Raw genomic sequence first — 25412 nt, 5'->3', positions numbered from 1 at the left:
CGGCAGACCGAGGACTGATCCTGCAGCTGACCGAGGACTGATCCTGCGGCTGACCGAGGACTGATCCTGCGGCAGACTGCAGGCTGTGCCCGACCCGAGCGAGTTCGCCGCCACCGCTGCCGACGCCGACGCCGACCCCGGCGACACTGCCGACGCCGCCGCCGCCGCCGCCGCCGCCGCCGACGCCGACGCCGCCGACGCCGACGCCACCGCTGCCGACCCTGCCGACCCCGCCCACCCGGCCGCTGTCACCGCTCCGGGCGCCGGGGATGCTCCGGCCGGCGGTCCGCCGGTGCTGGTGATCGGTATCGGCGCCGATGGCTGGGAGGGCCTGGGCGCCCTGGCTCGGACGGCCCTGGCCGAGGCCGAGCTGGTGCTGGGCAGCGACCGGCAACTGCGCCTGCTGCCGCCGAACCTGCCGGCCGAGCGGCGCGCCTGGCCCTCGCCGATGCTGGCCTCGCTGCCGGGCCTGCTCGCCGAGCGGCACCGCCGCCGGTTGGTGGTGCTGGCCAGCGGTGATCCGATGTTCTACGGCATCGGCGCCACGCTGGTGCGCCTGCTCGGCGCGGGCTCCGTCCAGGTGCTGCCGCAGGTGTCCTCGCTGTCGCTGGCCGCGGCCCGGCTCGGCTGGCCGCTGGAAGAGGTCGAGGTCTTCAGCGTGCTGGGCCGTCCGGTGACGGCGCTGCACCCGCTGCTGCAGCCGGGACGGCGGCTGCTGGTGTTGCTCGGCTGCGCGGCTGACGCGGCAGCCGTGGCCGGCCTGCTGTGCGAGCGGGGCCTGGGGCCGAGCGAGCTGGTGCTGCTGTGCGAGCTGGGCGGACCGGCCGAACGGCTGTGTCGCCGCACTGCCGAGAGCTGGTCGCCGCTGCCGGAGGAGCCGCTGGCGGTGCTGGCGATCGAGGTCCGGCCGGCGCCCGGCGCGGTCCTGCTGCCGGCCTCACCCGGCCTGCCGGACGCGGCCTTCGACAACGACGGCCAGCTCACCAAGTCCGAGGTGCGGGCCATCACCCTGGCAGCGCTGGCGCCGATCCCCGGTCAGTTGCTCTGGGATGTCGGCGCCGGTAGCGGAAGCGTCGGGATCGAGTGGATGCGCAGCCATCCGTCCTGCCGGGCGGTGGCGATCGAAGCTCGTCCCGACCGGTTGAAGCGGATCGCGGCCAACGCGCAGGCGCTAGGCGTGCCGGGATTGCGGCTGGTGGCAGGGCATGCGCCGCAGGCGCTGGCCGACCTGCCCAGGCCGCAAGCGGTCTTCGTCGGCGGCGCGGTCAGCCGGGCCGGCGTGCTGCAGGCGTGCGAGTCCGCGCTGACGCCCGGTGGCCGGCTGGTGGCCAATGGCGTGACGGTGGAGGCCGAGGCCGTGCTGGCGGATTGGCACCGGCGCCTGGGCGGGCGGCTCATCCGGATCGCGGTGCAGCGGGCCGAACCGGTCGGCGGGTTCACCGGCTGGCGGGCCGCGATGCCGGTCACCCAGTGGAGCTACACCAAGCCCCGGGAGGCCGAACAGCCGTGACGGTTCACTTCATCGGGGCCGGACCGGGCGCGGCGGATCTGATCACCTTGCGGGCCCAACGGCTGCTGGCCTCCTCGCAGGTCTGCCTGTACGCCGGCAGCCTGGTTCCGGCCGAGGTGCTGGAGCACTGCCCGCCGGGTGCTCGGCTGATCGACACCGCCGAGCTGAACCTGGACGAGATCATCGCCGAGCTGGTGGCCGCTGATCGGGCCGGGCACCAGGTCGCTCGGCTGTGCAGCGGCGATCCGTCGCTGTTCAGCGCGGTGGCCGAGCAGCTGCGCCGGCTCGATCAGGCCGGTGTCAGCTATGAGATCACCCCAGGGGTACCGGCGTTCGCGGCGGCGGCAGCGGCCCTGGGGCGCGAGCTGACCGTTCCGGGGGTCGGCCAGAGCGTGATCCTCACCAGGACGGCCGAGCGCGCCACCGCGATGCCGCCGGGAGAAGAGCTGGGCAGCCTCGGCGCCGGCGGGGCGACCCTGGTGCTGCACCTGGCCGTGCAGCGGATCGAGGCCATCGTAGCCGAACTGGTAGGAAACTACGGCCCGGACTGCCCGGTGGCGGTGGTGGCCTATGCCAGCCGACCCGACCAGCAGATCCTGCGGGGCAGCCTTGCCGACATCGGCGAGCAGGTCCGGCAGGCCGGCATCCGGCGCACCGCGGTGATCGTGGTCGGCCGGGTGCTGGCAGCGGAAGGCTTTCCGGACAGTCACCTGTACTCGGCGGCCAGGGAACGGACCGGGCACTAAACTGCCGCCCGCTCAGGTTTGCGGATAGTTGCTAATGAAACTTGTTCAAACTCCGATCTGTCAGGCATTATTTTGTTGTGTCGGACGCCATTCAATACTCTCGCCCGGATCGCCGGGTGCTGCTGTCGGTGGGCGCCGCGGCCGGCCGCCTCGGCGTGGCGCCGGCCACCGTGCGCAGCTGGGAACGCCGCTACGGCCTGGGCCCAGGCGGTCGCAGCGACGGCGGTCACCGGCGCTACACCGAGGCCGATCTCAACCGGCTGCTGCTCATGCAAGAACTGGTCAGCCGCGGCCAGGCGCCCGCTGCGGCTGCCCGGGCTGTGCTGAGCGAGCAGTCCGAGCACGGTTCAGCCCGTTCCGCGAGCGGTTCGGTGACCACCCGGCCGGCCCCGGCGGCACGAGCTCCCAGGCATGGTGGCGGGCCAGGCGGCCGGGTGCTGGCAGTGCCGGGCGCCTCGCCGGAGGTACGCGGGCTGGCGCGAGCGGCCAGCCGCCTGGACGCTGACGCCGCGACCGGCCAGCTCGGTGACCTGCTGGTCAGCCGGGGCGCGGTGCGCACCTGGAACGAGGTGCTGCGCCCGGTGCTGGTCTCCATCGGGGTGCGCTGGGTACGAGCCGGCGTGGATGTCGAGCACGTGCTCAGCGAAGCGATCATGGACGCGTTGCGCGCCTACCGCGCGTTCCTGCCGCGGCCGGTGCCGGGGCGTCCGGTACTGCTTGCCTGCGCTCCGGAAGAGCAGCACACCCTGCCCTTGCACGCGCTGGCGGCCGCGCTGGCCGAGCAGCGGGTGCCGCTGCGGCTGCTGGGCGGGCGAGTGCCGATCACGGCGGTGGCCACTGCCGCGCGGCGCACTTCCGCAGGTGCGGTTTTCCTCTGGCAGCACCACCTCGACGAGCAGGGCGGGGCGCTGGCCGATCCCGACCAGCTGGCAGAGCTCGCCGGGCTGACCCGCAGCCGGCCGGCGCGGCGGTTGGTGGTCGGCGGCTCAGCCTGGAAGCAGACCGCGTTGCCGGCTGGCGCGGCCTACGCCACAGACCTGGAAATGGCGGTCAAGCTGCTCCAGCCGCCGACCCGGTGACCTCACTAATTTGTGCAAGTGGTCTAGCGCAGTTACGTTGGATTTGAGCTGAGAATTGGACAGTCGCCCTGGTCGGCTCCGAGCGGTGGAGCCCGTACCGGCGAGAGCGGGGCACTCCCCGGTCGACGAAGCGAAGTGAACAAGGAGTCATGACCCAACCGGACGTCCTGGTCACCGGGGCTTCAGGGTTCATCGGCTCGCATCTGTGCCAGGCGCTGGAAAGGGCCGGCCATCGGGTCCGGGCGATGACCCGGCATCCGGACCGCTACACAGGCGCCGGTCAGCCGGTGTCCGGTGATGTAGGCGAACCGGCCAGTTTACGAGCACCGTTGGCCGGTGTCCAGGCCGCTTACTATCTTGTGCATTCCCTGGACTCGGCGGAGTTCGAAGAGGTGGATGCCCGAGCTGCTCGCGCGTTCGGGGTCGCCGCTGCCGAGGCCGGCGTGCGGCGCATCATCTACCTGGGCGGCCTGGGAGCCGAGGACCAGCAGCTGTCGGCCCACCTGCGCTCGCGGCGGGCGGTGGAAACCCTGCTGGGACAGGCCGGCGTGCCGGTGACCGTGCTGCGGGCGGCGGTGGTGATCGGCCACGGCGGGATCTCGTGGGAGATCACCCGGCAGCTGGTGGACCACCTGCCGATGATGATCGCCCCGCGCTGGGTGAGCACCCGCACCCAGCCGATCGCGCTGGCCGACGTGGTGCGCTACCTGGTGGCCGTGCTGCAGGCGCCCGAGTCGAGCGGGCAGGTCTATGAGATCGGCGGGCCCGAGGTGCTCCGCTACATCGACATGCTGCAACGGGCGGCGAAGATCCAGCACAAGCGGAAGCTGCCGGTGCTTCCGGTGCCGCTGCTCACCCCGAGGTTGTCCTCGGCGTGGCTGGCGCTGGTCACCGATGTGAACCTGGCGACCGCCCGCAACCTGGTCGATTCCATGACCACCGAGGTGGTGGTGCGCCAGAACTCCATCCAGCGGTTGGCGCCGGGCCCGACGCTGGGCTACGACGAAGCGGTGCGGCGAGCGCTGGCAGCGCGCCGGGCCGCGGCCGGCAGGGACGCCGGGCGGCGACTGCCGCGGGTCGGATGAGGTATCTGCCCGGCTTGCTGCGTCCCGCCCTGGTCGACAAGGTCCCTCGCGATCACCGTGAGCCCGACAGCGCGTTCCGGCGGCGCCAGCTGGTGGTGACGGTGGTGCTGGCCGCCGGCGCCCTGATGCTGGGCCTGTCGCTGTCGGTCCGGCCGGCCGATCCGGCGTTCTATCCGCTGACCGCGGGGCTGGCGGCGGTCTGGCTGATCGGGGGCCTGGGCTCGGGACCGCTGCACCTGGGCCGGATCAGCTTTCGGGGGCAGCTTCGCCGGCCCGTCCTGACGCCGGTCGTCATCGGGTTGGCCGCTGCCGCGGTGTTCGTGCTGGGCGCCTTGGTGGTGCGTGAGATCGAGCCACTGCGGGCATTGACCGAGGACGTGCTGGCGCACGCGCGGTACGGCTCGCTGCCACTGGTGGCAGCGGTCACGCTGCTGAACGGGGTCGCCGAGGAGACCTTTTTTCGGGGAGCGCTGTTCGCCGCGCTGGGTGAGCGGCATCCGGTGCTTGCCTCGACCGCGATCTATGCGGCGGTGACGGTGGCCACCGGAAATGTGATGCTGGTGTTCGCCGCGGCCACGCTGGGGGTGGTCCTGGGCCTGCAACGGCGGGCATCCGGTGGCATTCTGGCCCCGATGCTGACCCACGTCACCTGGTCGCTGGTGATGCTGCTGGCGTTGCCGCCGCTGTTCGCCGGCTGAGGCAACCGATCAGCCGCGGTTCGCCGGCTGAGGCGGACTGATCAGGCGCTGTTCGCCGGCTGAGGCAACCGATCAGGCGCGGTTCGCCGGTTGGCCGTAATCGGCGAACGCCGCCCGGGCCTCGGCCAGTTGGCCGGCATCGAGCAGCTGTGGAACACCCAGCTGGCGCGCCCGCCAGGCCAACTCAGCGGTGTACTCGACGGCTTCGGCGACGGCCATCGCCGCGCTGAGGTCCGTTTCGACCGCGACGACGCCATGGTTGGCCAGCAGCACCGCGAACCCGGTTCCCAGCGCGCGTACGCAGGACTCGGCCAGCTGAGCGGTGCCGTAGCGGGCGTAGGGCGCCACCGGCACCGCCTCGCCGGCCCGGACGATCAGGTAGTGCACCGGCGGAATCTGCTCGCCCAGCACCGCGAAGGTGGTGGCGAACATCGAATGGGTGTGCACCACCGCGCCGACGTCCGGGCGGGCCCGGTAGACGCCCAGGTGCAGGGCCACCTCAGAGGTCGGCCGCAGCGCCCCGTCTAGCTGGCTACCGTCGAGGGCGAGCACCGCCACATCGCTGTCGCGCATGCCGGCGTAGGCCAGCCCGGTGGGGGTGATCGCGATCGCGCCGGAGTCCGGGTCGCGTACCGAGACGTTGCCCGAGGTGCCGCGTACCAGTCCGCTCGACACCAGTTCGTGGCAGGCCCGCACCACCGCGGCGCGCTGGTCGGGGAGTAGCACAGCTGGTTAGGCTACCGGCCATGCGAACCATTGACTGGGTCGACGGCACGGTTCTGATCATCGATCAGACCCGGCTGCCGGCCGAGCTGGTGAGCATCGAGATCCGCGAAGTCGATGAGCTGGTCGTGCACATCCGGTCCCTCGCGGTGCGCGGCGCGATGGCGCTGGGAGTGGCCGGAGCGCTGGGCATGGCGCTGGCCGCCACCCGCTCGGCCGAACGCGGGGGCGACCTGGACGCCGACCTGGCGGTGGCGGCCGGCAAGCTCAGCGGCGCCCGGCCCACCGCGGTGAACCTGTCCTGGGGCGTGGAGCAGCTGAGCTCCGCCCGGGCCGCGGGCGCCGGCGTCGCGGAGCTGGTGGCAGCCGCGCTGGCGATCCGGGACGCCGACATCGAGATCAACCAGGCGCTCAGTGATCGGGGCGCGCAGCTGCTGGCCGGCGCCCGCCGGGTGCTCACCCACTGCAATGCCGGCGCGCTGGCGGGTGTCGAGTTCGGCACCGCGCTGGGTGTCATCGAGCGGCTGCACGCCGAGTCGCCGCTGGAGATGGTCTATGTCTGCGAGACCCGGCCGCTGCTGCAGGGCAGCAGGCTGACCGCCTGGGAACTCGGCCGCCGTGGCATCCCGCACCGGATCATCGTCGACTCCGCCGCGGCCGGGCTGGTGCTGGGCGGCGAGGTCGAGGCGGTGGTGGTGGGCGCGGACCGGATCGCGGCCAACGGCGACGTCGCGAACAAGGTCGGCACCGTCTCGCATGCGCTGGCGGCCAGCTACGCCGGCATCCCGTTCGTGGTGGCCGCTCCGGAATCCACCATCGATCGGGCGACCGAGAACGGAGCGGGGATCTCCATCGAGCTGCGCGATGCCGGCGAGGTGCTGGCGCTGGCCGGTCAACGGGTGGCCGCGCCGGGCAGCAACGGCTGGAACCCGGCCTTCGACGTCACCCCGGCGGCCCTGGTCACCGCGATCGTGACCGAGCTGCGCACTATCGACGGTCGGGCCGACGGCGGCACCATCCCCGGCGACGGCACCGTCTCCGACGGCGACACCGTCTCCGACGGCGACACCATCCCCGGCGACGGCACCGGCCGAGCCGGCGGCACGGGCAACACGGCGGCGACCGGGTTGGTCCACGCCGACTGAACCAGGGTTAGATGTGCAGGTGCCTGCCGAACGCCATCCCCTGGAGCAGCATTTCCTCGCTTCGGTGACGGCATTGGAGCGTGGCGTGAGCCGGGATCCCGACGCCCCGGTCCGGGCCGGCAGCATGCTGTCGATCAGGCAGGCCGGCGAGCTGTACCAGGCGCAGTGCGAATCCCGTCAGGCCGACCTGGCGGCGATCTGGATGCAGACCCAGGGCCGCGGTTTCTACACCATCGCCTCGTCGGGTCACGAGGGCAACGCGGCGGTCGCGGCTGCGCTGCGCCCGGACGATCCGGCGCTGCTGCACTACCGCTCGGGTGGCTTCTACTGCGCCAGGTCCCGGCAGCTGCCCGGTCACGACCCGGTCCGCGACATCCTGCGCGGCGTGGCCGCGTCCACCGATGAGCCGATCGCGGGCGGGCGGCACAAGGTGTTCGGCAATGCCGACCTGGCCATCATCCCGCAGACCTCGACGATCGCCTCGCACCTGCCGCGGGCGGTCGGCCTGGCCTTCGCGCTCGGCCGGGCGCGCCGGGCCGGGGTGCGGACGCCGTGGGCGCCCGACTCGATCGTGGTCACCAGCTTCGGCGACGCCTCGGTGAACCACTCCACGCTGGTGGGCGCGCTCAACAGCTCGTCGAGCACCGTCCACCAGGGCCTGCCGATGCCGCTGCTGATGGTCTGTGAGGACAACGGCCTGGGGATCAGCACCCGGACCCCGTCCGGCTGGATCACCGAGCGGTTCTCGGCCCGCCCGGGTCTGCGCTACCTCGCGGTGAACGGCTGCGACCTGGCCGAGGTCTATGACGCCGCCAGCCAGGCGGTCTCCTACGTCCGGTCGGCGCGCAAGCCGGCGTTCCTGCACCTGCGGACCGTCCGGTTCCTCGGACATGCCGGATCGGATGCGGAGGTGGCCTACCGCACCCCGGCCGAGATCGCCGCCGACTATGGCCGTGATCCGCTGCTGGTCACCGCGGGGCTGCTGGCGGCGGCCGGCTTCGCCGACGGCCCCGAGCTGGCGGCGCGGTACGAGGCGATCGGCGAGCGGGTCCGCGAGGTGGCGGTGCGGGTGATGGCCGAGCCGCAGCTGGGCTCGGCCGCGCAGGTGATGGCGCCGCTGTCCCCGCGCAGCACCGAGCAGGTGGCCGCGGTGGTGGCCGAGCCGGCCGCCCCCGAGCGGGCCGCGCTGTTCGGCGGGCGGCTGCCCGAGGACGAAGGGCCGCTGACGCTGGCCCAGTCGATCAACCGGGCGCTGCACGACGAGCTGGCCCGGCGCCCGCAGGCGCTGCTGTTCGGCGAGGACGTCTCGGTCAAGGGCGGGGTGTACGGGCTGACCAGAGGGTTGCGCAAGAGCTTCGGCGGGGCCCGGGTGTTCGACACCATCCTCGACGAGCAGGCCATCCTGGGCGTTGGCCTGGGCGCCGCGCTGGCCAACTTCCTGCCGATCCCGGAGATCCAGTACCTGGCCTACCTGCACAACGCCGAGGACCAGTTGCGCGGCGAGGCCGCCACCCTGCAGTTCTTCTCCCAGGGCCGGTATCGCAATCCGATGGTCGTCCGGATCGCCGGCCTGGGTTACCAGAGGGGCTTCGGCGGGCACTTCCACAATGACAACTCGGTGGCGGTGCTGCGTGACATCCCGGGCTTGGTGGTCGCGGTGCCGGCGCATCCCGCCGACGCTCCGGCGATGCTGCGGAGCCTGCTCGCCGCCGCCGTGGTCGATGGCACGGTCAGCGTCTTCCTGGAGCCGATCGCCCTTTACCACCAACGTGATCTGCTCACCGACTCCGACGGCGGCTGGCTGGCCGAGTACGCCGGGCCGGACCGGTGGGAGGCCGGGCACATTCCGATCGGACGGGCCCGCCGGTGGTTGGTGGAGGGCGATGACGGTGGTTCGGCACACCGGGCCGATGCCGCGGACCTGAGCATCATCACCTTCGGCAACGGCGTGCGGATGAGCCTTCGAGTGGCGAATGCCCTTGCCGAGGAGGGGATGTCGGTCGCCGTGCTGGACCTGCGGTGGCTGTCGCCGTTGCCGGTCAAGGACATCCTGCGCGAGGCGTCCAGCAGCGGCCAGGTGCTGGTGGTGGATGAGACCCGGCGCTCGGGCGGAGTGTCGGAAGGCATCGTCACCGCGCTGGTCGACGGCGGCTTCCGTGGCCCGATCAAGCGGGTCACCAGCGTGGACAGCTTCATACCGCTCGGTGACGCGGCGCGGGCGGTGCTGCTGGACGAGGCCACCATCCTGCAGGCGGCCCGGTCGCTGCTCTCGGCGCCGGGCGGGGAGTAGCGGTGACCCACCCGTACTGGCCGTTGTTCGACCTGCGGTTGTCGGTGGGCGAGGTGGAGCTGCGCCCGATGACCGAGGCCGATCAGTTGCCGCTGGCCGCCCTGCTGCCCGACGACGTGGAGCTGGACCCCACCGCCACCCGCTACCCCGGCCTGGACAAGGCGACCAACCGCCGGGTGATCAGCTTTCAGCACTACTGGAACAGCTACGGAAGCTGGCGGCCCGAGCGCTGGAAGCTGCCGTTCTGCGTCCGGCTCGGCGGCGAGCTGGTAGGGGCGCAGGAGCTGGAGGCGGAGGACTTTCCGCTGCTGCGCACGGTCGACAGCGCCTCACACCTGGCCCCGCAGGTCCGTGGCCGGGGGATCGGTCAGCAGATGCGACGAGCCGTCCTGGCGCTGGCGTTCGGGCCGCTGCGAGCCCAGGTCGCGATCAGCTCCGCCTGGCATGACAACTACGCCTCGCTGGCGGTGTCGCGGGCGCTGGGTTACCGCCCCAACGGCGAGTCGCTGCATCCGCGCGACGGCGGGGTGGACACCTTGCAGCACCTGCGGCTGCGCCGCTCGGACTGGCTCGCCGGCGACGGGGGAGCGGGGGTGCTGATCGAGGGAGTCGAGGCCTGCTGGCCCTACTTCGGACTCGCGGCGGACGGCACAGCCTTAGCGCGTGATCATCCGGCCGGGCCGCGGAGTGCTGAGGGGACTCGTGCTGGCAGGGAATAGCTCAAAGATGAACCCGGCACGGCAGGCGCTTCTGGCATCATTCACGCCGCCATGGTCTCGCGCTCGCCTGCCTCGCGTCAGCCGGCTTCTGTCCGGGGCTGTTTGCGCAGACAGCTCGGTCGAGCCGACCGCCGCCCACGGCGAGATCACCGTGAGCGGCCGGCGCTCGATTACCAGCAGTAATCCGGGTAGCCGCAGACTTCGACGAGGTAAGCCGAGGAGTTGAGGAATCGCGAGGCCCCGCCGTCACTGATCCAGACATCCACGTGGATCTCCTGCTCGTAGACCGGGGGGGCAGACAGCGTGCAGCCACTCGACATGGAGGTGCAGCCTGAAATGATCCGCGACTGGTAGAAAGCCGGAATAGTCCAGCTAAAGGTTGACGAGGCGGTCGCGTTCTGAACCTTGAAGGCGACGCTGTAATAGGTGTTGGAGTTTCGGGTGTTCCTACAGGTTTGGTAGAAGTTGAACTCGTTTCCCGGCGCAATCCGGCAGCCGAACGTTTCCTGTCCTATTGCGGAGGCGGTGCCGGTGCTGAAAACCGTCAGACCTAGGGTCGTGGCGAGTATGGCGAGTAGACAAGCGAGCTTTCGTAGCATCTGGGCTCCTTCAGGTGAGTGTGACCTACTACACATGTTGGACCTTATAGACCCATTTGTATAGCGGTGGCGGACTACATGCAGCTGCGGTTGAGTCGCGACTGTGCTGGCTCGGTCGAGCGGGTGAGCAGGGCGCAGTCCCGGCCGGTCAGTGGGCACCAACCGGTACTCCTACGCCAAAGACCGGGTGATCCTGGAGTAGAAAGAAGAGATGAGCGAACCGACATCGAACGAGCAGCAGGACCCGGCAGCAGCCGACGAGGTGCGCCAGCACACCCAGACCGACACCGAGGGCGGCGAGGCGACCGACCAGGGCGAAGACGTCGCGCGCGAGCACACCGAGGATCCGGCCGAAGGCTGACGCTGGCCGCACGGCCCGGCAACCGCGCGGAATGAGGCTCTGCCGGCCGGCCTAGGTGCGAACGGCCCGGCAACCGCGCGGAATGAGGCTCTGCCCGGCCTAGGTGCGGACGGCCCGGCAGCCGAGCTTCGTGTTACCGGTGCCCGCGCCCACGTTGATGGCATAGGTGCATACCGTGTGCAGGCCGGCTGGCAGGGTCACCGTGATGTCAAAGCCCTGGTTCGGTCCGGCTGACTTGGCCTTGGCGACGTCCGGGCGTGCCACCGGGAACTTGAACCAGCCCAGGGCGCGCCCGTCGGAGTAGACCGCGATTGCCAGCGGCAGCGACCGGTTGTCGGGGTCGACGGCCCAGCCGCGCAGCCGGGCCCGGTGGGCGGTGAGCGCTACCGCGCTGTCGTAGTAGCCGCTCGGGTTGTGGCCGGCCGTCGAGGCGGGCAACGGCCCGCGGGCGTCGGCGAAGTCCTGGGTGAGCCAGAGCTTGCCGGTGCCGGCGTGGATCAGGACGTCGATGCCGACGTAGCGCACCGACCGGGACAGGATGTTGAGCCGGTGCCCGTCGTTCGGGGGCTTCTCGTTGTACATGGCGCTCTGCAGGCTGTTGGCGCCGGCGGTGGTTCGGTTGGTGGTCCAGCCGACGTTCTCGGCGATCGAGCGCCAGGGCACGCCGACCTGGCTGATCCGGGTACCGAGCGAAGGCTCGCCGGGCAACTGATGCGACAGCACGTTGGCTTTGGCCATCGCCAGGTTGTGACGGCGGGCGGCGGTGGTCAGCGCCGGGCTCGAGCCCAGGCTGGGCAGGCCGTGGGCGGTTCGCTGGGCGTTGAGCATCCGCATCACGCTGGTGGCCGCGGCGGTCTCGGCAGAGGTGGCTGCCTGGGCGGCGCCTGGATGCACCAGCAGCCAGAACACCGACGCGAGCGTGACCGCCAGCGCTAGGGCCGCCTGACGCCGGCGCGACGGACGCGCGGCAGCCACCACCTGCGAGCAGGGCATCTGTTTTCCCATCTGCGTCGCGCCGGCGGAAAGCCAGCGGCAATGGGTGTCTTATCGGCACTTCGGCCGCTGGCTTGAGCAACGCCATGCCCGGGCGCTGCCGGCATGGCCTGCGGCCGCCCGGACCCGCCGTATGGGCTTAGCGGCTGGCCGCCTTCTTGTACTGGCGTGCCGACAGCGGGATGAAGATCAGCATCAGCAGCGCCACCCATCCCAGGGTGTAGAGCACCGGGTGCTGCAATGACCAGTAGTCCGGCACCGGGGCATTGGGGGGAGTGTTGCCGAACAGCTCCCTGGCGGCCTGGGTCACCGACGAGACCGGATTCCAGTTGGCGATGAACTTCAACGGCGCGGGGAAGTTGTTGGTCGGCACGAAGGTGTTGGCGATGAACGTCAGAGGGAAGATCACCATGAAGGCGGCGTTGTTCACCACCTCGGGGCTCGGCACCAGCAGCCCCACCCAGGCCATGATCCAGGAGATGGCGTAGGCGAACAGCAGCAGCAGCAGGAAGCCGGCGATGGCCTCGCCCACCGAGCTGCGGATCCGCCAGCCGACCAGCAGGCCGGTCAGTGCCATCACCACGATGACGAGCACGTTGTTGGCGACATCGCTGCCGGTGCGCCCGATGAGCACCGCCGCGCGTGACATCGGCAAGGACCGGAACCGGTCGATGATGCCCTTCTTGATGTCATCGGCCATTCCTGCGCCGGTCAGGGTGGCGCCGAAGATCACCGTCTGGGCGAAGATGCCGGGGATCAGGAACTCGCGGTAATTGGTGCCTTCAACCCGGATGGCGCTGCCGAAGACGTAGGCGAACAGCAGGATGAACATGATCGGCGAAAGGGTCGAGAAGACCAGCAGGTCAGGAACCCGCTTGATCTTGATCAGGTTGCGCTTGGCCACGATGGCGCCGTCGCTGACGGTTTTGAGCATGCTCATCGAGCGCCGACCTCCTGCTTGGCTCCGGACTTGCCACCGGCCTTGCCGTCGGACCTGCCATCGGCCTTGCCGTCGGCGGATTGGCTGTCGTCCTCGGAGGGGCGCCCGGTCAGGCTCAGGAACACGTCGTCCAGCGTCGGGCGGCGCAGCGCCACGTCCAGCACCGAGATGCCGGCGGCGTCGAGGCGGCGCAGCGCCTCCATCAGCAGGCCGGCGCCGCCGGTCACCGGAGCGACGATGCGGCGGCTGTGCTCCTGCACCTCTACCGGGACCCCGGCCAGCTCGGTCATGAGGGCGCGCGCGGCGGGCAGGTCGTCCGGGCGGAGCAGCACGATCTCGACCCGCTCGCCGCCGACCTGGGCCTTGAGGCTGTCCGCGGTGCCCTCGGCGATGGCCCGTCCGTGGTCGATCACCATGATCTTGTTGGCGAGCCGGTCGGCCTCTTCCAGGTACTGGGTGGTGAGCAGCAGGGTGGTGCCGCCCTTGACCAGCTCCGTGATCACCTCCCACATGTCGGTGCGGCTACGCGGGTCCAGCCCGGTGGTCGGCTCGTCCAGGAAGAGCACCGGTGGCCGCGCCACCAGGGCGCCGGCCAGGTCCAGCCGGCGCCGCATGCCGCCGGAGTAGGTCTTCACCGGCCTGCCGCCGGCCTCCTCGAGGTCGAACTGGGCCAGCAGTTCGCGGGCCCGCTGCTTGGACGGCGCCCGGCCCAGCCCGTAGAGCCGGCCGACCATGTCGAGGTTCTCGAAACCGGTCAGGTACTCATCCACCGCGGCGTACTGCCCGGACAGGCCCAGCTTGGCCCTGACCTGGCCGGGGTTCTTGGCGATGTCGAAGCCGGCGACGTGGGCGGTGCCCGCGTCCGGCTCCAGCAGGGTGGTCAGGATTCGGACGACCGTCGTCTTACCCGCCCCGTTCGGGCCCAGCAGGCCCAGAATCGTCCCCTCGGGCACCGCAAGGTCCAGGCCGTCCAAAGCTCGGAGCTTGCCGTAGGTCTTGACCAGTCCACTGGCCGTGATGACGTCACTCATGGAGGCGGCGCCGGTAACTGCTCGGTCATGTCGTCAGTCCTCACACATCGCGCGTTGGCTGATGGAAGTCTTCAAGCTAGGGCACTGCTCCGACAACACATTTTCGCCCCACCGGGCGGCGTCTTCCACGCCGGTGGCATGGACGGTTCGTCACCACCAGTCGGGCGGACTGTCGTCGGCGGAGCGGTCAGGCCAGCGGCGCGAACACCCAGGGGCGCGAAATTCAGGACTGGGGCGCGAGGGTGCTCAACAGGTGTTCGGCGCGGCGCATCGACTCCTCAGGGTCGGCGTCGGGCGAGCCCACTTCGGGATCGAAGTTCAGGTCGATGAACAGCTCGGTGACGCCCTTGGCGGCCAGCCGGTCGAAGTCCTGGAGGATCTGATCGGCATCGCCGTGCAACGGCCGCCGCCTTGTCGCCGTAGTGCAGCCCGATGCCCGCGGCCAGCGTCCACGGACCCGGGACCTGGAGCTTCAGCGGGCCGGCGTAGTCCTGGGCCAGGTCCTCCAGGGTGTCGGTGTCCCGGGCCAAGGTCGCGGGCCTGGCGCAGGAACCACGTTGACACTGCACAAACTGACGCCTACTGTCCTACAGTGCACGATCAGTAAGAATGGTTTATAAAGGATTTTCCGGACAAGCGCACAGGGTCGTCGCCTGCCGGACACCGCGCCGCCGACGTCGTGAGGACTCACCGGGTTGACCAGAGACACGCGCACGCCGGACCGGCCCGCCGCTCCGGGGGCCTCTCCGGCGCCGACGCGCCCGGCGCCCCAGATCCGGCTCCCGCTCCCCGCGGCCGAGCACCGCGTCGCCGCGGTCGCCGGCGCCGACGGCACCCCGCTGGCCCTGCACAGCTGGCGGCCGGCCGAGCCGACCGAGGCGGCCGAGGTGACGACGCTGCTCTTCTACGTGCACGGCATCCAGAGCCACGCCGGCTGGCTGTTCGAGACCGGACCGGAGCTGACCCAGCACGGGACGGTGACGTACGCGGCCGACCGGCGCGGATCCGGCCGCAGCGGCGGCATGCGTGGCGACCTGCCCGCGGCGGGCGTGGTGCTGGAGGACTACCGGACCGTCCTGGCCCAGGCCCGGCGGGACTGGCCGGGGCTGCCGGTGGTGGCGCTGGGCCAGAGCTTCGGCGGCAGCATCCTGGCCGCCCTGGTCGCCCAGGGCCTGGAGGTCGACCGGCTCATCTACTGCGCCCCCGCGCTGGGCCAGCAACGGGCCCGGCACGGGACGGAGCGGCTGGCCGAGCTGGCCGCGCTGACCGGCACCGAGCACTCGGCCATCGCGCTGGCCGACGAGGACTACACCGACCTCGCCCGCTACCTGGAGTTCATGGCCAACGACCGGCTCATGCTGCGCCAGGTGACCGCCCGGAGCCGGGCCACGATGGTCGAGCTGGAGCGGACCTACCTGGAGCGCCGGGCCGACACCGCGGCCCCGGTGCACCTGGTCCGGGCCGAGCACGACCCGATCATCGCGCTGGCCGAGAGCGAACGGGTCCTCACCACCCTGCACGAGAAGGTCGACGTGGCCACCTTCCGGGGCCGCCACCACTACGTCGAGTTCTCCCGGGCCCGCCGCGACTACTGGCACTGGCTGGCGGCGACCGTGGCCGGGCGGGACCGGTGACGGCCCGGCTGGAGGTGCGGCCGGTCCGCATCCCGATGGAGCGGCCGTTCGTGCACGCCGGCCACGCCCGGTCCCGGGCCGCGTCGGTGTTGGTGGCGGTGGACCTTGACGGGGTCCGCGGCTGGGGCGAGGCCGCACCCCGGTCGTACGTGACCGGCGAGACGGTCGGCACCGCCGTCGACGCGCTGAACCGGGTCCGGCTCGAGGAGCTGCTAGACCCGGCCGACCCGGCCGGCGCCCTGGACCGGCTGGCCCGGTCCGACCTGGCCGGACTGCTCGGCCGGCTGGCTGGCGCGCTGGCCCCGATGCCGGCGGCCGCGGCCGGGCTGGAGATCGCCCTGTTCGACGCCGTCTGCCGGCGGCACGGCCGGACCGGCCTGGACGGGCTGCGCAGCGTCCCGGCCGCGGCGGCGCTGCTGCGCCCGCGGGCCGCCCCGGCCGCGGTCTCGGTGGTGCTGGACCTGGCCGACGACCCGGCCCGGCGGCTGGGCGGGCTGGACCCGTCCGCGGTCCGGCACGTCAAGGTCAAGGCGGGCACGGACGTCGAGGGCTGCGTCCGGCGGGTCGCCGCCGTCCGGGACGTGCTGGGCACCGGCCCGACGCTGTCGGTGGACGTCAACGGCGCCTGGGACCGGGACCTGGCCGTCGCCGGGGCCGCCCGGCTGCGCCCGCTCGGCGTGGACTGGCTGGAGGAGCCGGTCGGCCCGCGGGACTGGGCGGCGATGCGGGCGGTCCGCGAGGCCACCGGGATGGCCGTGATGCTGGACGAGTCCTGCACCGGCCCGGCCGACCTGGACGCCGCGGCGGCCGGCGCGGCCGACTCGGTCAACGCCCGGGTCGGCAAGTGCGGCGGCCTGTTCCCGACCCTGGCCCTGGTCGCCGCGGCCCGGGAGCGCGGCCTCGGCGTCCAGCTCGGGGTGCACGTCGGCGAGGTCGGGCCGCTGTGGGCGGCCGGCCGGCTGCTGGCCTGCTCGCTGACCGGCCTGCTAGCGGTGGAGGGCGGCCGGCAGGACGAGTGGTTCCCCGAGCCGCTGACCAACCCGCCGTACGCGGTGGACCGGGTCCGCTGGCAGGTCGCCCCGCTGACCGGCCCCGGCATCGGGCTGGTGCCGACCCGCGCCCTGCTCGACCGCTGCCCGCCCACCTCGGCCCCGTCCCCCTCGGCCCCGTCCCCCTCGGCCCCGCCCACCTCGGCGCCGTCCCCCTCGGCGCCGTCCCCCTCGGCCCCGCCCGCATCGGCCCCGCCCGCATCGCCGGCCGCCCCGCCGGCCGCCCCGCCGCCCGTCCCGACGACCGCGAGGAGCTCCTCATGACCGCACGCACCGCCCTGCTCGTCGGCGCCGCCGGCGGCATCCTGCGGGAGGTGGCCGCTGGGCTCGCCGAGCAGGGCGCCCCGCTGGTGCTGCTGGACCGCGACGAGGCCGCGGTGTCCGCGCTCGCCGACCGGCTGGCCGACCTGACCAAGGTCGACGTGGTCGTCGGGGACGTCACCGACGTGGCCGTCGCGGAGCGGCAGCTGGCCGAGGTCGCGGACCGGCACAAGCCCGCGGTCCTGGTGAACGGGGTCGGCGGCGACACCCGGGTGATCGGCTACGCCGACCTGGAGGTCGCCCACTTCGAGCAGACCTACCTGGAGAACGTGATCGGCACCTTCCTGGCCATCAAGGCCTGCGCGCCGGGGATGGCCCGGGCCGGCTACGGCCGGATCGTCAACTTCGCCTCGGCCGGCGGCCGGACGTACAGCCACTTCAACAACGCCGCCTACGTCGGGGCCAAGGCCGCGGTGATCGGCATGACCAAGCAGATGGCGTACGAGCTGGCGCCGTCCGGCGTGGTGGTGAACGTGGTGGCGCACGGGCCGATCGCCACCGAGCGGGTCGCCGGTGCGTGGGAGCGCCGGGACCCGGCTCAGAAGGAGCAGGTGCTGTCCCGGCTGCCGATGGGCCGGATGGGCACCGTGGCCGAGGCGGTGGGCAGCGTGCTGCACCTGTGCTCGGAGGGCGCCGGCTACACCACCGGCGCGGTGATCGACATCAACGGCGGGCTCTACATGTGAGCCCGCCCCGTCCGACCCCCCGCTTCCAGAAAGGACAATCGTGGCGATCTATGTCGTCGAGTTCCGCTACCGCGTGGACCGGGCCGGCCGGGAGCCGTTCCACCCCGCGCACGCGGCCTACCTGCACGCGCTGACCGAGCGCGGGGCGCTGCTGCTCGGCGGGCCGCTGACCGGGGACAACGCCGGTCTACTGGTCTACCGGACCGCCGACCGGGCCGAGCTGGACCGGGTGCTGGCCGAGGAGCCGTACGTGACCGGGGGCGTGGTCGCCGACACGGTGGTCCGGGAGTGGCAGCCGGGCAAGGGGAGCCTGGCCGCGGCGCCGGCGGCCGGGGGCCGGTCGTGACCGGCGGGCGGCTGCTGGACGGCCCGGCCCCGGCGCCCGACCCGGGCACGGCGCTGTCCTTCGAACTGGGCGCGCTGCACGCGGCCATCGGCGACCCGCAGATGGACTCCATGCGCATGCTCAGCGAGACCGCGATGCGCTTTCCGGCCGCGCTGTCCTTCTCCTCCGGCGCCCCGTACGACGGCACCCACGACCCGGCCACCCTCCCGGTCTACCTCGACCGCTACCTGCGGCACCTGCGCGAGGGCGGGGTGCCGGAGCAGCGGATCCGCAAGCTGCTGTTCCAGTACGGCCCGGTCAACGGGTTCATCCGGGAGGAGGTCGCGCGCAACCTGCGCCAGGACGAGGGCATCGACGTGCCGGCCGACGCCGTGATGATCACCTCCGGCTGCCAGGAGGCGATGCTGGTCGCCCTGCGCGGCCTGATCACCGGACCGCAGGACGTGCTGCTCACCGTCTCCCCCGCGTACGTGGGGATCCTGGGCGCGGCCCGGATGCTGGACGTCCCGCTGGTCGGGGTGCCCGAGGGCCCGGACGGGCTGGACCCGGACACGCTGGCCGCCGCGGTCGCCGACGTGCGGGCCTCGGGGCGGCGGCCGGTCGCGGTCTACCTGATCCCGGACTTCTCCAACCCGTCCGGGACGGTGGTGCCGCTGGCCGCGCGGCACCGGCTGCTGGAGCTGGCCCGGCGGGAGCGGCTGGTCGTGCTGGAGGACAACCCGTACGGGCTGTTCGCCCGGGACGGCGAGCAGCTGCCGACGATGAAGTCGCTGGACCGGCACGGCTCGGTGCTCTATCTCGGCTCGTTCGCCAAGACCGCGTTCCCGGGCGCCCGGCTCGGCTATCTGGTGGCCGACCAGCCGGTGTCCGGTACGGGCGGGTCGGTGCGGACGCTGGCCGAGGAGTTGTCCCGGGCCAAGAGCATGTTCACCGTCGGCACCTCGTCGCTGTCCCAGGCGGTGGTGGGCGGGATGCTGGTCGAGCACGACTACGACCTGCGCACCGCCACCCGCGCGACGACCGCGGTGTACGCGGAGCGGCTGGACACCACGCTGGCCGCGCTGGCCGGGCACTTCCCACCCGAGCGGCACGCCGAGCACGGGGTCAGCTGGAACACCCCGCGCGGCGGCTTCTTCCTCACCGTCGAGGTGCCCTTCGTCGCCGACCTGGCGGCGATGGAGCGCTGCGCCCGCGATTTCGGCGTGAGCTGGGCGCCGATGTCGATGTTCCACGTCGGCGGGGGCGGCGACCGGGCGATGCGGCTGGGGTTCAGCAACCTGGCCCCGGACGACATCCGGGAGGGGGTGGCCCGGCTGGCCCGCTTCATCTCCGACACCACCCCCGGCCGCAACGGTCACGAAGTACCACGCAAGTGACCATTCCGGCCCGGTCCCCGGACCGCAGCTCCCAAGAGGTGACGATGACCAGAAGCGACGCCAGGCAGGTCGCGGTGGCGGTGGACAGTTACTCCGCCGGCAACTTCTTCCCGGCCGCGTTCGCCCCGTACGACATCCGGCTGGTGCACGTGCGGAGCACCCCGGAGCTGATCCCGACGATGAGCCCGCCGAACCTGTCCGCGTACGACGAGAGCATCGTCATGGACGGGGAGGCGGCGCTGGTCGAGCGGCTGCGCGGCTACGACCCGGTCTGCCTGATCCCCGGGCAGGAGTCCGCGGTCGAGCTGGCCGACCGGCTCAGCACGGCGCTGGGGCTGCCGTCCAACGGCACCGCGCTGTCCCGGGCCCGCCGGGACAAGTTCGAGATGATCGAGGCGCTGCGCCGGGCCGGCGTGCGCACCGAGCCGCTGGTGTTCCACGCCGGCCGCCACACCGGGCTGGCGGGCTGACATGCGGATGGCCAACCTGGCTGGCCGGGCCCACCTGGTGGCGGGCGACCGGTCGGTGGACGTCGCCCGGGCCAGCGGGGGCCGGTTCCCGGCCGACCCGATGGCGGTGCTCGACCGGTGGGCGGAGGTCGTGGCCTGGTCCCGGGACGTGGACGTGGCGGCGGGCGCGCCCTGGGACCCGGCCGAGCTCGGCGCGCCGTCGCCGCGGCCGCGCCAGGTCTTCGCGGTGGCCAGCAACTACCGCGACCGCCCGCTGGTGCTGCCCACACCGGCGGACCTGCCGGTCACCTTCACCAAGTTCCCGGCCTGCGTGGTCGGTCCGTACGCGGACGTCCCGCTGCCGACGGACACGGTGGACTGGGAGGTCGAGCTGGTCGTGGTGATCGGCCGGGCCGCCCACCGGGTGCCGGCCGCGGCGGCCTGGGACGTCGTGGCCGGGGTCACCGCCGGCCAGGACTTCTCCGAGCGGACCCTGCAGCTGGGCGGACCGGCCAAGCAGTTCTCGCTGGGGAAGTCGTTCCCGGCCTTCGGCCCGACCGGGCCGGTGCTGGTCACCCCGGACGAGCTGGCCGACCGCGACGACCTGGGGCTGTCGTGCCGGGTCAACGGCGAGACCGTGCAGGACGCCCGGACCCGGCAGCTGATCTTCCCGGTGGCCGAGCTGGTGGCCCGGCTGTCCGGGGCGTGCGCGCTGCTGCCCGGCGACCTCATCTTCACCGGCACCCCGGGCGGGATGGGGATGACCATGACGCCCCCGCGCTACCTGCGGGTCGGGGACGAGGTGGTCAGCCACATCGAGGGGATCGGCGGGCTCCGCAACCGCTGCACGGCGCCGGACGGGATCCCGCTCTCGTGATGACCCTGCCACGTCCGTTCCGGTTACTCTGGCTCGGGCAGACCCTCTACCGGGTCGGCCTGCTGGCGCCCGCCTTCCTGGTGCTCTACCTCCAGGAGGACGGCCTGGCCTACGACTGGACGACCGCGGTCATCGTGGGCCTGTTCGGGGCCGGGGTGCTGGTCGGCGGCCTGATGGGCGGTGTGGTCGCGGACCTGGTCGGGGCGCGGCGGACCATCCTGTGGTCGCAGCCGGTCGCGCTGGTCACGGCGATGCTGTTCCTAGGGCCTGACCGCGGCCGAGATCGGGCTGATCATCGCGGTCAACGCCGTGCTGTCGGTGCTGCTGCTGAACGCGTTCGCCGGCGGCATCCCGACGTTCGTCGCCGCCGTCGTGGTCTGGACGGCCGGCGAGGTGCTGTGGGCGCCGATGTCGGCGACCTTCCTGGCCAAGCGGGCCCCGGCCGGGCGTACGAGCAGCTACCAGGGGGCGTTCTTCTTCGCCTGGAACGCGGCCTTCGTGGTCGGCGGACCGGTCGGGATCACCGTCGCGAACGCCTGGGGTTACGAGCTGCTCTGGTTCTGCACGTTCGTGGTCGGGGCCGTCGCGGCCCTGGGCCTGCTGCTGATGGCCAGGATTCCGGGCTTCGCCCCGGTGGCCGCGGAATCGAAGGTCGAGAGATGACATGACGACTGTCCGAACGTCCCCCGCCGACCCGGGTCAGGGCGCCCTCGCCCTGTCCTCCTGGCCGCACGTCAACCAGTCCTCGGTGCCCCCGGCGTTCCTCACCGGGACCCGCCGGGCGCTGGCCCGGCAGCGCGCCGCCTGCCACGACGCCCACGCCCCGAGCGCCGCGGTGTTCCGGGACATCCTCGACCAGGCCGAGGGGACCTACTTCGGCAAGCGGCACGGGCTGGCGACCGTGCGCACCCTGCGGGACTGGAAGCGCGCGGTCCCGGTGCACAGCTACTCCGACCTCCGGCCGTACGTGGACAAGCTGCTGGACGGCGACGCCAACGTGCTGACCCGCAGCGAGCCGTACGCGCTGCTGCGCACCTCCGGCTCCAGCGGGGAGCCGAAGCTGATCCCGACCACCCGGCACTGGCGCAACGCCTACCGGGGCCGGGCGCTCTACGCCCAGTGGGGGCTCTACTTCGAGTCCGTCGGCATGGGACCGGGCGCGACCGTCCTGGACCTGTCCTGGGAGCGGTCCAGCACCTCCACCAGCGTCGGCGACTACCCCAGCTACGGCATCTCCCAGCGGCCGGCCGCGGTGAGCAGCGTCGACTGGCTGCCGCCCTGGTACGACGAGAGCTGGTTCCAGGGCGTCGAGGGCGAGAGCTACCGCAACGGCCTCTACCGCAAGCTGCGGCTGCTGGCCGGCGCGGACGTGCGGCTGGTCGTCGCGCTGAACGCCTCCAAGATCGTCGGGCTGGCCGAGGTGCTGGCCGAGCGGGCCGACGACCTGGTCTCCGACCTGCGCAACGGCACGCTGGAGGGGCGGCCGTGCCACGGCGGGGCCGACCCCGACCTGGCCTCCCGGCTGGCCGGCATCCGCCGGGCCAACCGGGGCATGCTGCGGCTGACCGACCTGTGGCCCGGGCTCGCGCTGGTGGTCGCCTGGAACTCGGCCTCGGCCGCGCTCTACCGGCCCTGGCTGGACGAGGTCACCCCCGGGGTGCCCAAGCTGCCCTTCAGCGCGACCGGCACCGAGGGGATCATCACGATCCCGGTGGACGGGCACCGGTCGGCCGGGCCGCTCGCCGTCGACCTCGGCCTGTACGAGTTCGTCCCGGCCGAGGACCGCGACGAGGAGGTCCCGCTGGAGCCGGACGTGGAGACGCTCGACTTCCACGAGGTCGAGGTCGGCCGGACGTACGAGGTGGTAATGACCCAGGCCAACGGTCTCTACCGGTACGCCCTGGGCGACCTCTACACCGTGGTCGACCGGATCGGGCAGGTCCCGCGGCTGGACTTCGTCGGCCGGTCCGGCTTCGGCAGCTCCTTCACCGGCGAGAAGCTGACCGAGAAGGACGTCTACCTGGCCGTGCGGGCCGCGCTGGGCGACCAGTGGCGCAGCCTGTCGCTGTTCAGCTGCGTGCCGGTCTGGGCCGCGCCCCCCGGCTACACCCTGATGATCGAGTGGGCCGACGACCTGCCGCTGTCCCCCGACCGGTTCGCCGAGGATGTCGAGACCGCCCTGCGGCAGCTCAACATCGAGTACGCGGACAAGCGGGCCGCCGACCGGCTCACCCCGCTCGCGCTGCTGCCGGTGCCGCCGGGCACGTTCGCCCGGGTGGAGGACCAGCGCCGACGCGAGGGCGCCTCACCCGCGCAGCTCAAGCACCACTGGATCCAGCGGGACGGCTCGCTGCTCACCCACGCCGCGGCGGCCCTGGCCGAGGTCTAGAAGGGCACAAGAATTCAGGGGCGCGAGAATTCAGGACTGGGGCGCGAAAGTGGTCAACAGGTGTTCGGCGCGGCGCATCGACTCCTCAGGGTCGGCGTCGGGCGAGCCCACCTCGGGATCGAAGTTCAGGTCGATGAACAGCTCGGTGACGCCCTCGGCGGCCAGCTGGTCGAAATCCTCGCGGATCTGGTCGGCATCGCCCTGCAACGGCCGCCGGTCCGCCGCTGCCGGGCGCTCGGTCAGCTCGAGCACGCCCCGGATGATGAACCGCAGTCGGTCCGGGTCCCGACCGGCGTCGCGGGCGGCGCCGCGCATCAGCTCCAGGTCGGCTCCGATGCCGCGCAGGTCGTGCCGGCTGACGCTGATCCAGCCGTCGGCGATCCGGCCGACCCGGCGCAGCGCACGCTCGGCGGCGCCTCCCAGCAACAGCGGCGGATGCGGCCGCTGCAGCGGCTTGGGCTCGACCTGAGCCGGCGGCACCCGGTAGAACTCGCCCTCGAAGTCGACCACCTGCTGGGTCCAGATCGCCTTCAGGCAGGCGATGAACTCCTCGGTTCGGTCGCCCCTGCGGGCGTAGTCGACACCGGCGGCCACGAACTCCTCCTTGGCCCAGCCCAGGCCCAGGCCCGCGTCCAACCGGCCGCCACTCAGCTCGTCCAGGGTGGACAGCTGCTTGGCCAGCAGGATCGGGGAGTAGAACGGCGCGTTGACCACTGCGACCCCGAGCCTGGCTCGCTCGGTGACGGCGGCGACGTGGGCCAGGGTGATCAGCGGGTCCTGCACGGCTCGGTACATCGGGCCCCAGTCACCCTCGGCCGGATGCAGCAGCCGCTGGAAGGACCACAGGGAGTCATAGCCCAGCTCCTCGGCCCGGGTGGCGATCCGGACCAGGTTGGGGGTGCGCGCCCAGCTGCCCGAGACCGGGAGCCCGAATCCCAGCCGCATCCGGCTCACCTGCCGTCCAGCCACTGGCCACCGAAGTACATCAGCTCGTCGCTGAGCAACTCGATTCCGATGCCGTCCGGATCGCGGAAGTACAGCGACTCCTCGATGCCCTGGTCCGGGCCGCCGTAGGCGATCCCCGCGGCGTCGAGCCGGGCCCGGAGCTCGGCATGGCGACCCGGTTCTACCGAGATCGCGATGTGCTGCACTCCTCCGATGGCTTCCTTGCCGGGCTTGAGGCCCAGCCCGGGGAAGTCGAAGAAGCCCAGCAGCGTCGAGTTGCCCAGGTCGAAGAAGAAGTGCGACGAGCCGGGGTAGTCGCGGTTCTCGACCAGCTCGATCAGCGGAAAGCCCAGCAGGTCCTGATAGAACCGGATGGTGGCCTCCGGGTCGCTGCAGATCAGCGCCGCGTGGTGGATGCCCCGGCCGTTGGAGGCGGGCCGGCGCTCGAGCGGGATCAGGTACCGCCGGCGCAACTCGGCCCGACGCTCGGCAAGCCGGGCCTGTTCGGTCTCGTCGGGCTGCGGGGCCATCAGCTCAGCCGCTCCCTGAGGAAACTCACCGTGCGCTGCCAGGCCAGCTTGGCGCTGTCCGGGTCGTAGGTGCCCAGCAGGTCGTGCTCGTTGTGGAAGGCATGCCCCGCGGGGTAGTAGAAGAACTCGACGTCGACGCCGGACTCCTCGCGGATCTGGCTTTCCAGCTCGCGGGCCTGGGACACCGGGTAGAACTGGTCCTGCTCGCCGTAATGGCCCTGCACCGCCGCCCGCAGGCCGGAGTACTGCGAGGGCACCGCCTCACCGACCCCGTAGAACGGCACGGCGGCGCCGATCCGGTCACCCTGCTGGGCGGCCAGCATCAGCACGAAGCCGCCGCCCATGCAGAACCCGACGGCGCCGACCGTGCTGGAGCTGACCGCCTCGTGGCCGAGCAGGTAGTCCACTGCGCCGGCCAGGTCCTGCGCCGCCTTGGCCACCGGCAGCTCCGACATCAGCTTGCCGGCCTCGTCCGTATCGTGGGCGGTCCTGCCGCCGAACAGGTCGGGAGCCAGCGCGACAAAACCCTCGGCCGCCAGCCGGTCGGCGATGTTGACGATGTGGTCGGTCAGCCCCCACCATTCCTGGATCACGATCACGCCGGGGCCGCTGCCACTGGCCGGCAGCGCCAGATAACCGTGTGCCTGACCGCCGTTGCTGGCGAAGGTGGTGTTCTGGGCTGGGTTGTCCTGGGCTGGGCTGTCCTGGCTCACGCGGGGACCTCGCTCTCGGATCTGCGGCACGCTGGAGGGACGTCAAACCTGCCCTCGAACCTAGGTGCTGCTCCGGATCTCCGGCAACCCGGTCCCGGCACCCGGTCCCGGCACCCGGTCCCGGCAACCCGGTCCCGGCACCCGGTCCCGGCACCCGGTCCCCTCAACTACGGGATTC

Annotated in this window: 27 protein-coding genes; 18 read left to right on the top strand and 9 right to left on the bottom strand. The window is 72.2% G+C overall.

Annotated features, from left to right (window positions below; genetic code table 11):
- Window positions 1-85 precede the first annotated feature (85 nt).
- The 5 genes from cbiE (at window position 86) to VF557_08505 (ending at window position 5118) form a co-directional block, all read left to right on the top strand.
- A complete protein-coding gene (cbiE, locus tag VF557_08525; protein ID HEX8080240.1) occupies window positions 86-1510 on the top strand; it encodes a precorrin-6y C5,15-methyltransferase (decarboxylating) subunit CbiE in 1425 nt (474 codons plus the stop codon).
- Complete coding sequence (gene cobM, locus VF557_08520) at window positions 1507-2256, top strand: precorrin-4 C(11)-methyltransferase (GenBank protein HEX8080239.1); 750 nt, start codon at window positions 1507-1509, stop codon at window positions 2254-2256. Before cbiE ends, cobM begins: the two co-directional genes overlap by 4 nt.
- A gap of 116 nt (window positions 2257-2372) precedes the next feature.
- Complete coding sequence (locus VF557_08515; protein ID HEX8080238.1) at window positions 2373-3335, top strand: MerR family transcriptional regulator; 963 nt, start codon at window positions 2373-2375, stop codon at window positions 3333-3335.
- A gap of 149 nt (window positions 3336-3484) precedes the next feature.
- Window positions 3485-4420 carry an NAD(P)H-binding protein gene (locus VF557_08510; GenBank protein ID HEX8080237.1) on the top strand — a complete coding sequence of 312 codons (936 nt, stop codon included), beginning with the start codon at window positions 3485-3487 and terminating at the stop codon, window positions 4418-4420.
- On the top strand, window positions 4417-5118 hold the full coding sequence (locus VF557_08505) for a type II CAAX endopeptidase family protein (protein ID HEX8080236.1): 702 nt from the start codon (window positions 4417-4419) through the stop codon (window positions 5116-5118). Before VF557_08510 ends, VF557_08505 begins: the two co-directional genes overlap by 4 nt.
- 72 nt (window positions 5119-5190) lie before the next feature.
- On the opposite strand, the gene VF557_08500 is transcribed toward VF557_08505, so the two are convergent.
- The gene (locus VF557_08500; protein ID HEX8080235.1) at window positions 5191-5844 is read right to left on the bottom strand and encodes a class II aldolase/adducin family protein; all 654 of its coding nucleotides are present in this window, start codon (window positions 5842-5844) and stop codon (window positions 5191-5193) included.
- A 20-nt stretch (window positions 5845-5864) separates the two neighbouring features.
- Here VF557_08500 and mtnA point away from each other — a divergent pair, with 20 nt between their 5' ends.
- The 3 genes from mtnA to VF557_08485 all read left to right on the top strand — a co-directional run bounded on the left by mtnA (window position 5865) and on the right by VF557_08485 (window position 9995).
- The gene (gene mtnA / locus VF557_08495; GenBank protein ID HEX8080234.1) at window positions 5865-6986 is read left to right on the top strand and encodes an S-methyl-5-thioribose-1-phosphate isomerase; all 1122 of its coding nucleotides are present in this window, start codon (window positions 5865-5867) and stop codon (window positions 6984-6986) included.
- 85 nt (window positions 6987-7071) lie between these two features.
- Window positions 7072-9276: a thiamine pyrophosphate-dependent enzyme gene (locus tag VF557_08490; GenBank protein HEX8080233.1), complete on the top strand. Its 2205-nt coding sequence runs from the start codon at window positions 7072-7074 to the stop codon at window positions 9274-9276.
- 2 nt (window positions 9277-9278) lie between these two features.
- Entirely contained in the window at window positions 9279-9995 is a 717-nt protein-coding gene (locus VF557_08485; protein ID HEX8080232.1) for a GNAT family protein, read from the top strand.
- A 170-nt stretch (window positions 9996-10165) separates the two neighbouring features.
- Here VF557_08485 and VF557_08480 read toward each other — a convergent pair whose 3' ends face one another.
- On the bottom strand, window positions 10166-10594 hold the full coding sequence (locus VF557_08480; protein HEX8080231.1) for a hypothetical protein: 429 nt from the start codon (window positions 10592-10594) through the stop codon (window positions 10166-10168).
- Between the two features lie 211 nt (window positions 10595-10805).
- Between VF557_08480 and VF557_08475 the strand changes: the two genes are divergently transcribed.
- Window positions 10806-10955 carry a hypothetical protein gene (locus VF557_08475; GenBank protein ID HEX8080230.1) on the top strand — a complete coding sequence of 50 codons (150 nt, stop codon included), beginning with the start codon at window positions 10806-10808 and terminating at the stop codon, window positions 10953-10955.
- A gap of 99 nt (window positions 10956-11054) precedes the next feature.
- On the opposite strand, the gene VF557_08470 is transcribed toward VF557_08475, so the two are convergent.
- The 4 genes from VF557_08470 to VF557_08455 form a co-directional block, all read right to left on the bottom strand.
- On the bottom strand, window positions 11055-11948 hold the full coding sequence (locus VF557_08470; GenBank protein HEX8080229.1) for a CAP domain-containing protein: 894 nt from the start codon (window positions 11946-11948) through the stop codon (window positions 11055-11057).
- A 139-nt stretch (window positions 11949-12087) separates the two neighbouring features.
- Entirely contained in the window at window positions 12088-12888 is an 801-nt protein-coding gene (locus VF557_08465) for an ABC transporter permease (GenBank protein HEX8080228.1), read from the bottom strand.
- Entirely contained in the window at window positions 12885-13919 is a 1035-nt protein-coding gene (locus VF557_08460) for an ATP-binding cassette domain-containing protein (protein ID HEX8080227.1), read from the bottom strand. The genes VF557_08465 and VF557_08460 overlap by 4 nt, the downstream gene beginning before the upstream one ends.
- A gap of 223 nt (window positions 13920-14142) precedes the next feature.
- The gene (locus VF557_08455) at window positions 14143-14319 is read right to left on the bottom strand and encodes a hypothetical protein (GenBank protein ID HEX8080226.1); all 177 of its coding nucleotides are present in this window, start codon (window positions 14317-14319) and stop codon (window positions 14143-14145) included.
- Between the two features lie 295 nt (window positions 14320-14614).
- On the opposite strand from VF557_08455, the gene VF557_08450 reads away from it, so the two are divergent.
- The 9 genes from VF557_08450 to VF557_08410 all read left to right on the top strand — a co-directional run bounded on the left by VF557_08450 (window position 14615) and on the right by VF557_08410 (window position 23046).
- On the top strand, window positions 14615-15553 hold the full coding sequence (locus VF557_08450; GenBank protein ID HEX8080225.1) for an alpha/beta fold hydrolase: 939 nt from the start codon (window positions 14615-14617) through the stop codon (window positions 15551-15553).
- On the top strand, window positions 15550-16866 hold the full coding sequence (locus VF557_08445; GenBank protein HEX8080224.1) for an enolase C-terminal domain-like protein: 1317 nt from the start codon (window positions 15550-15552) through the stop codon (window positions 16864-16866). Before VF557_08450 ends, VF557_08445 begins: the two co-directional genes overlap by 4 nt.
- Complete coding sequence (locus VF557_08440; GenBank protein ID HEX8080223.1) at window positions 16863-17609, top strand: SDR family oxidoreductase; 747 nt, start codon at window positions 16863-16865, stop codon at window positions 17607-17609. Before VF557_08445 ends, VF557_08440 begins: the two co-directional genes overlap by 4 nt.
- A gap of 40 nt (window positions 17610-17649) precedes the next feature.
- Window positions 17650-17955, top strand: coding sequence for a YciI family protein (locus tag VF557_08435; protein HEX8080222.1), 306 nt, complete (start codon window positions 17650-17652; stop codon window positions 17953-17955).
- Window positions 17952-19331 (top strand): PLP-dependent aminotransferase family protein, encoded by a 1380-nt coding sequence (locus tag VF557_08430; GenBank protein ID HEX8080221.1) that lies wholly within the window; start codon window positions 17952-17954, stop codon window positions 19329-19331. Before VF557_08435 ends, VF557_08430 begins: the two co-directional genes overlap by 4 nt.
- 44 nt (window positions 19332-19375) lie before the next feature.
- Window positions 19376-19801: a hypothetical protein gene (locus VF557_08425; GenBank protein HEX8080220.1), complete on the top strand. Its 426-nt coding sequence runs from the start codon at window positions 19376-19378 to the stop codon at window positions 19799-19801.
- Window positions 19802-19808: 7 nt separating this feature from the next.
- The gene (locus VF557_08420; GenBank protein ID HEX8080219.1) at window positions 19809-20657 is read left to right on the top strand and encodes a fumarylacetoacetate hydrolase family protein; all 849 of its coding nucleotides are present in this window, start codon (window positions 19809-19811) and stop codon (window positions 20655-20657) included.
- A 309-nt stretch (window positions 20658-20966) separates the two neighbouring features.
- A complete protein-coding gene (locus VF557_08415; protein ID HEX8080218.1) occupies window positions 20967-21320 on the top strand; it encodes a hypothetical protein in 354 nt (117 codons plus the stop codon).
- Between the two features lies 1 nt (window position 21321).
- Window positions 21322-23046, top strand: coding sequence for a GH3 auxin-responsive promoter family protein (locus VF557_08410; protein HEX8080217.1), 1725 nt, complete (start codon window positions 21322-21324; stop codon window positions 23044-23046).
- Between the two features lie 30 nt (window positions 23047-23076).
- On the opposite strand, the gene VF557_08405 is transcribed toward VF557_08410, so the two are convergent.
- The 3 genes from VF557_08405 to VF557_08395 are packed head-to-tail and all read right to left on the bottom strand — an operon-like array spanning window position 23077 to window position 25234.
- Window positions 23077-23991, bottom strand: coding sequence for a TIGR03619 family F420-dependent LLM class oxidoreductase (locus VF557_08405; protein ID HEX8080216.1), 915 nt, complete (start codon window positions 23989-23991; stop codon window positions 23077-23079).
- Window positions 23992-23996: 5 nt separating this feature from the next.
- Window positions 23997-24521 carry a VOC family protein gene (locus tag VF557_08400; protein ID HEX8080215.1) on the bottom strand — a complete coding sequence of 175 codons (525 nt, stop codon included), beginning with the start codon at window positions 24519-24521 and terminating at the stop codon, window positions 23997-23999.
- Complete coding sequence (locus tag VF557_08395) at window positions 24521-25234, bottom strand: dienelactone hydrolase family protein (GenBank protein HEX8080214.1); 714 nt, start codon at window positions 25232-25234, stop codon at window positions 24521-24523. Before VF557_08395 ends, VF557_08400 begins: the two co-directional genes overlap by 1 nt.
- Between the last annotated feature and the right edge of the window lie 178 nt (window positions 25235-25412).

The organism is Jatrophihabitans sp., from assembly GCA_036389035.1.
GTDB lineage: Bacteria > Actinomycetota > Actinomycetes > Mycobacteriales > Jatrophihabitantaceae > Jatrophihabitans_A.
Note: the sequence above shows the minus strand (reverse complement) of the source record. Positions and strands in the feature narration are given on the sequence as shown.

Bases quoted from the DNA above. Each gene is read 5' to 3' on its own strand.
- VF557_08505 (HEX8080236.1), top strand. From the start codon at position 4,417: ATGAGGTATCTGCCCGGCTTGCTGCGTCCCGCCCTGGTCGACAAGGTC.
- VF557_08420 (HEX8080219.1), top strand. From the start codon at position 19,809: ATGGCCAACCTGGCTGGCCGGGCCCACCTGGTGGCGGGCGACCGGTCG.
- VF557_08465 (HEX8080228.1), bottom strand. From the start codon at position 12,888: ATGAGCATGCTCAAAACCGTCAGCGACGGCGCCATCGTGGCCAAGCGC.
- VF557_08405 (HEX8080216.1), bottom strand. From the start codon at position 23,991: ATGCGGCTGGGATTCGGGCTCCCGGTCTCGGGCAGCTGGGCGCGCACC.
- mtnA (HEX8080234.1), top strand. From the start codon at position 5,865: ATGCGAACCATTGACTGGGTCGACGGCACGGTTCTGATCATCGATCAG.
- VF557_08425 (HEX8080220.1), top strand. From the start codon at position 19,376: ATGACCAGAAGCGACGCCAGGCAGGTCGCGGTGGCGGTGGACAGTTAC.
- VF557_08410 (HEX8080217.1), top strand. From the start codon at position 21,322: ATGACGACTGTCCGAACGTCCCCCGCCGACCCGGGTCAGGGCGCCCTC.
- VF557_08460 (HEX8080227.1), bottom strand. From the start codon at position 13,919: ATGAGTGACGTCATCACGGCCAGTGGACTGGTCAAGACCTACGGCAAG.
- VF557_08475 (HEX8080230.1), top strand. From the start codon at position 10,806: ATGAGCGAACCGACATCGAACGAGCAGCAGGACCCGGCAGCAGCCGAC.
- VF557_08470 (HEX8080229.1), bottom strand. From the start codon at position 11,948: ATGCCCTGCTCGCAGGTGGTGGCTGCCGCGCGTCCGTCGCGCCGGCGT.
- VF557_08400 (HEX8080215.1), bottom strand. From the start codon at position 24,521: ATGGCCCCGCAGCCCGACGAGACCGAACAGGCCCGGCTTGCCGAGCGT.
- VF557_08510 (HEX8080237.1), top strand. From the start codon at position 3,485: ATGACCCAACCGGACGTCCTGGTCACCGGGGCTTCAGGGTTCATCGGC.
- VF557_08480 (HEX8080231.1), bottom strand. From the start codon at position 10,594: ATGCTACGAAAGCTCGCTTGTCTACTCGCCATACTCGCCACGACCCTA.
- VF557_08440 (HEX8080223.1), top strand. From the start codon at position 16,863: ATGACCGCACGCACCGCCCTGCTCGTCGGCGCCGCCGGCGGCATCCTG.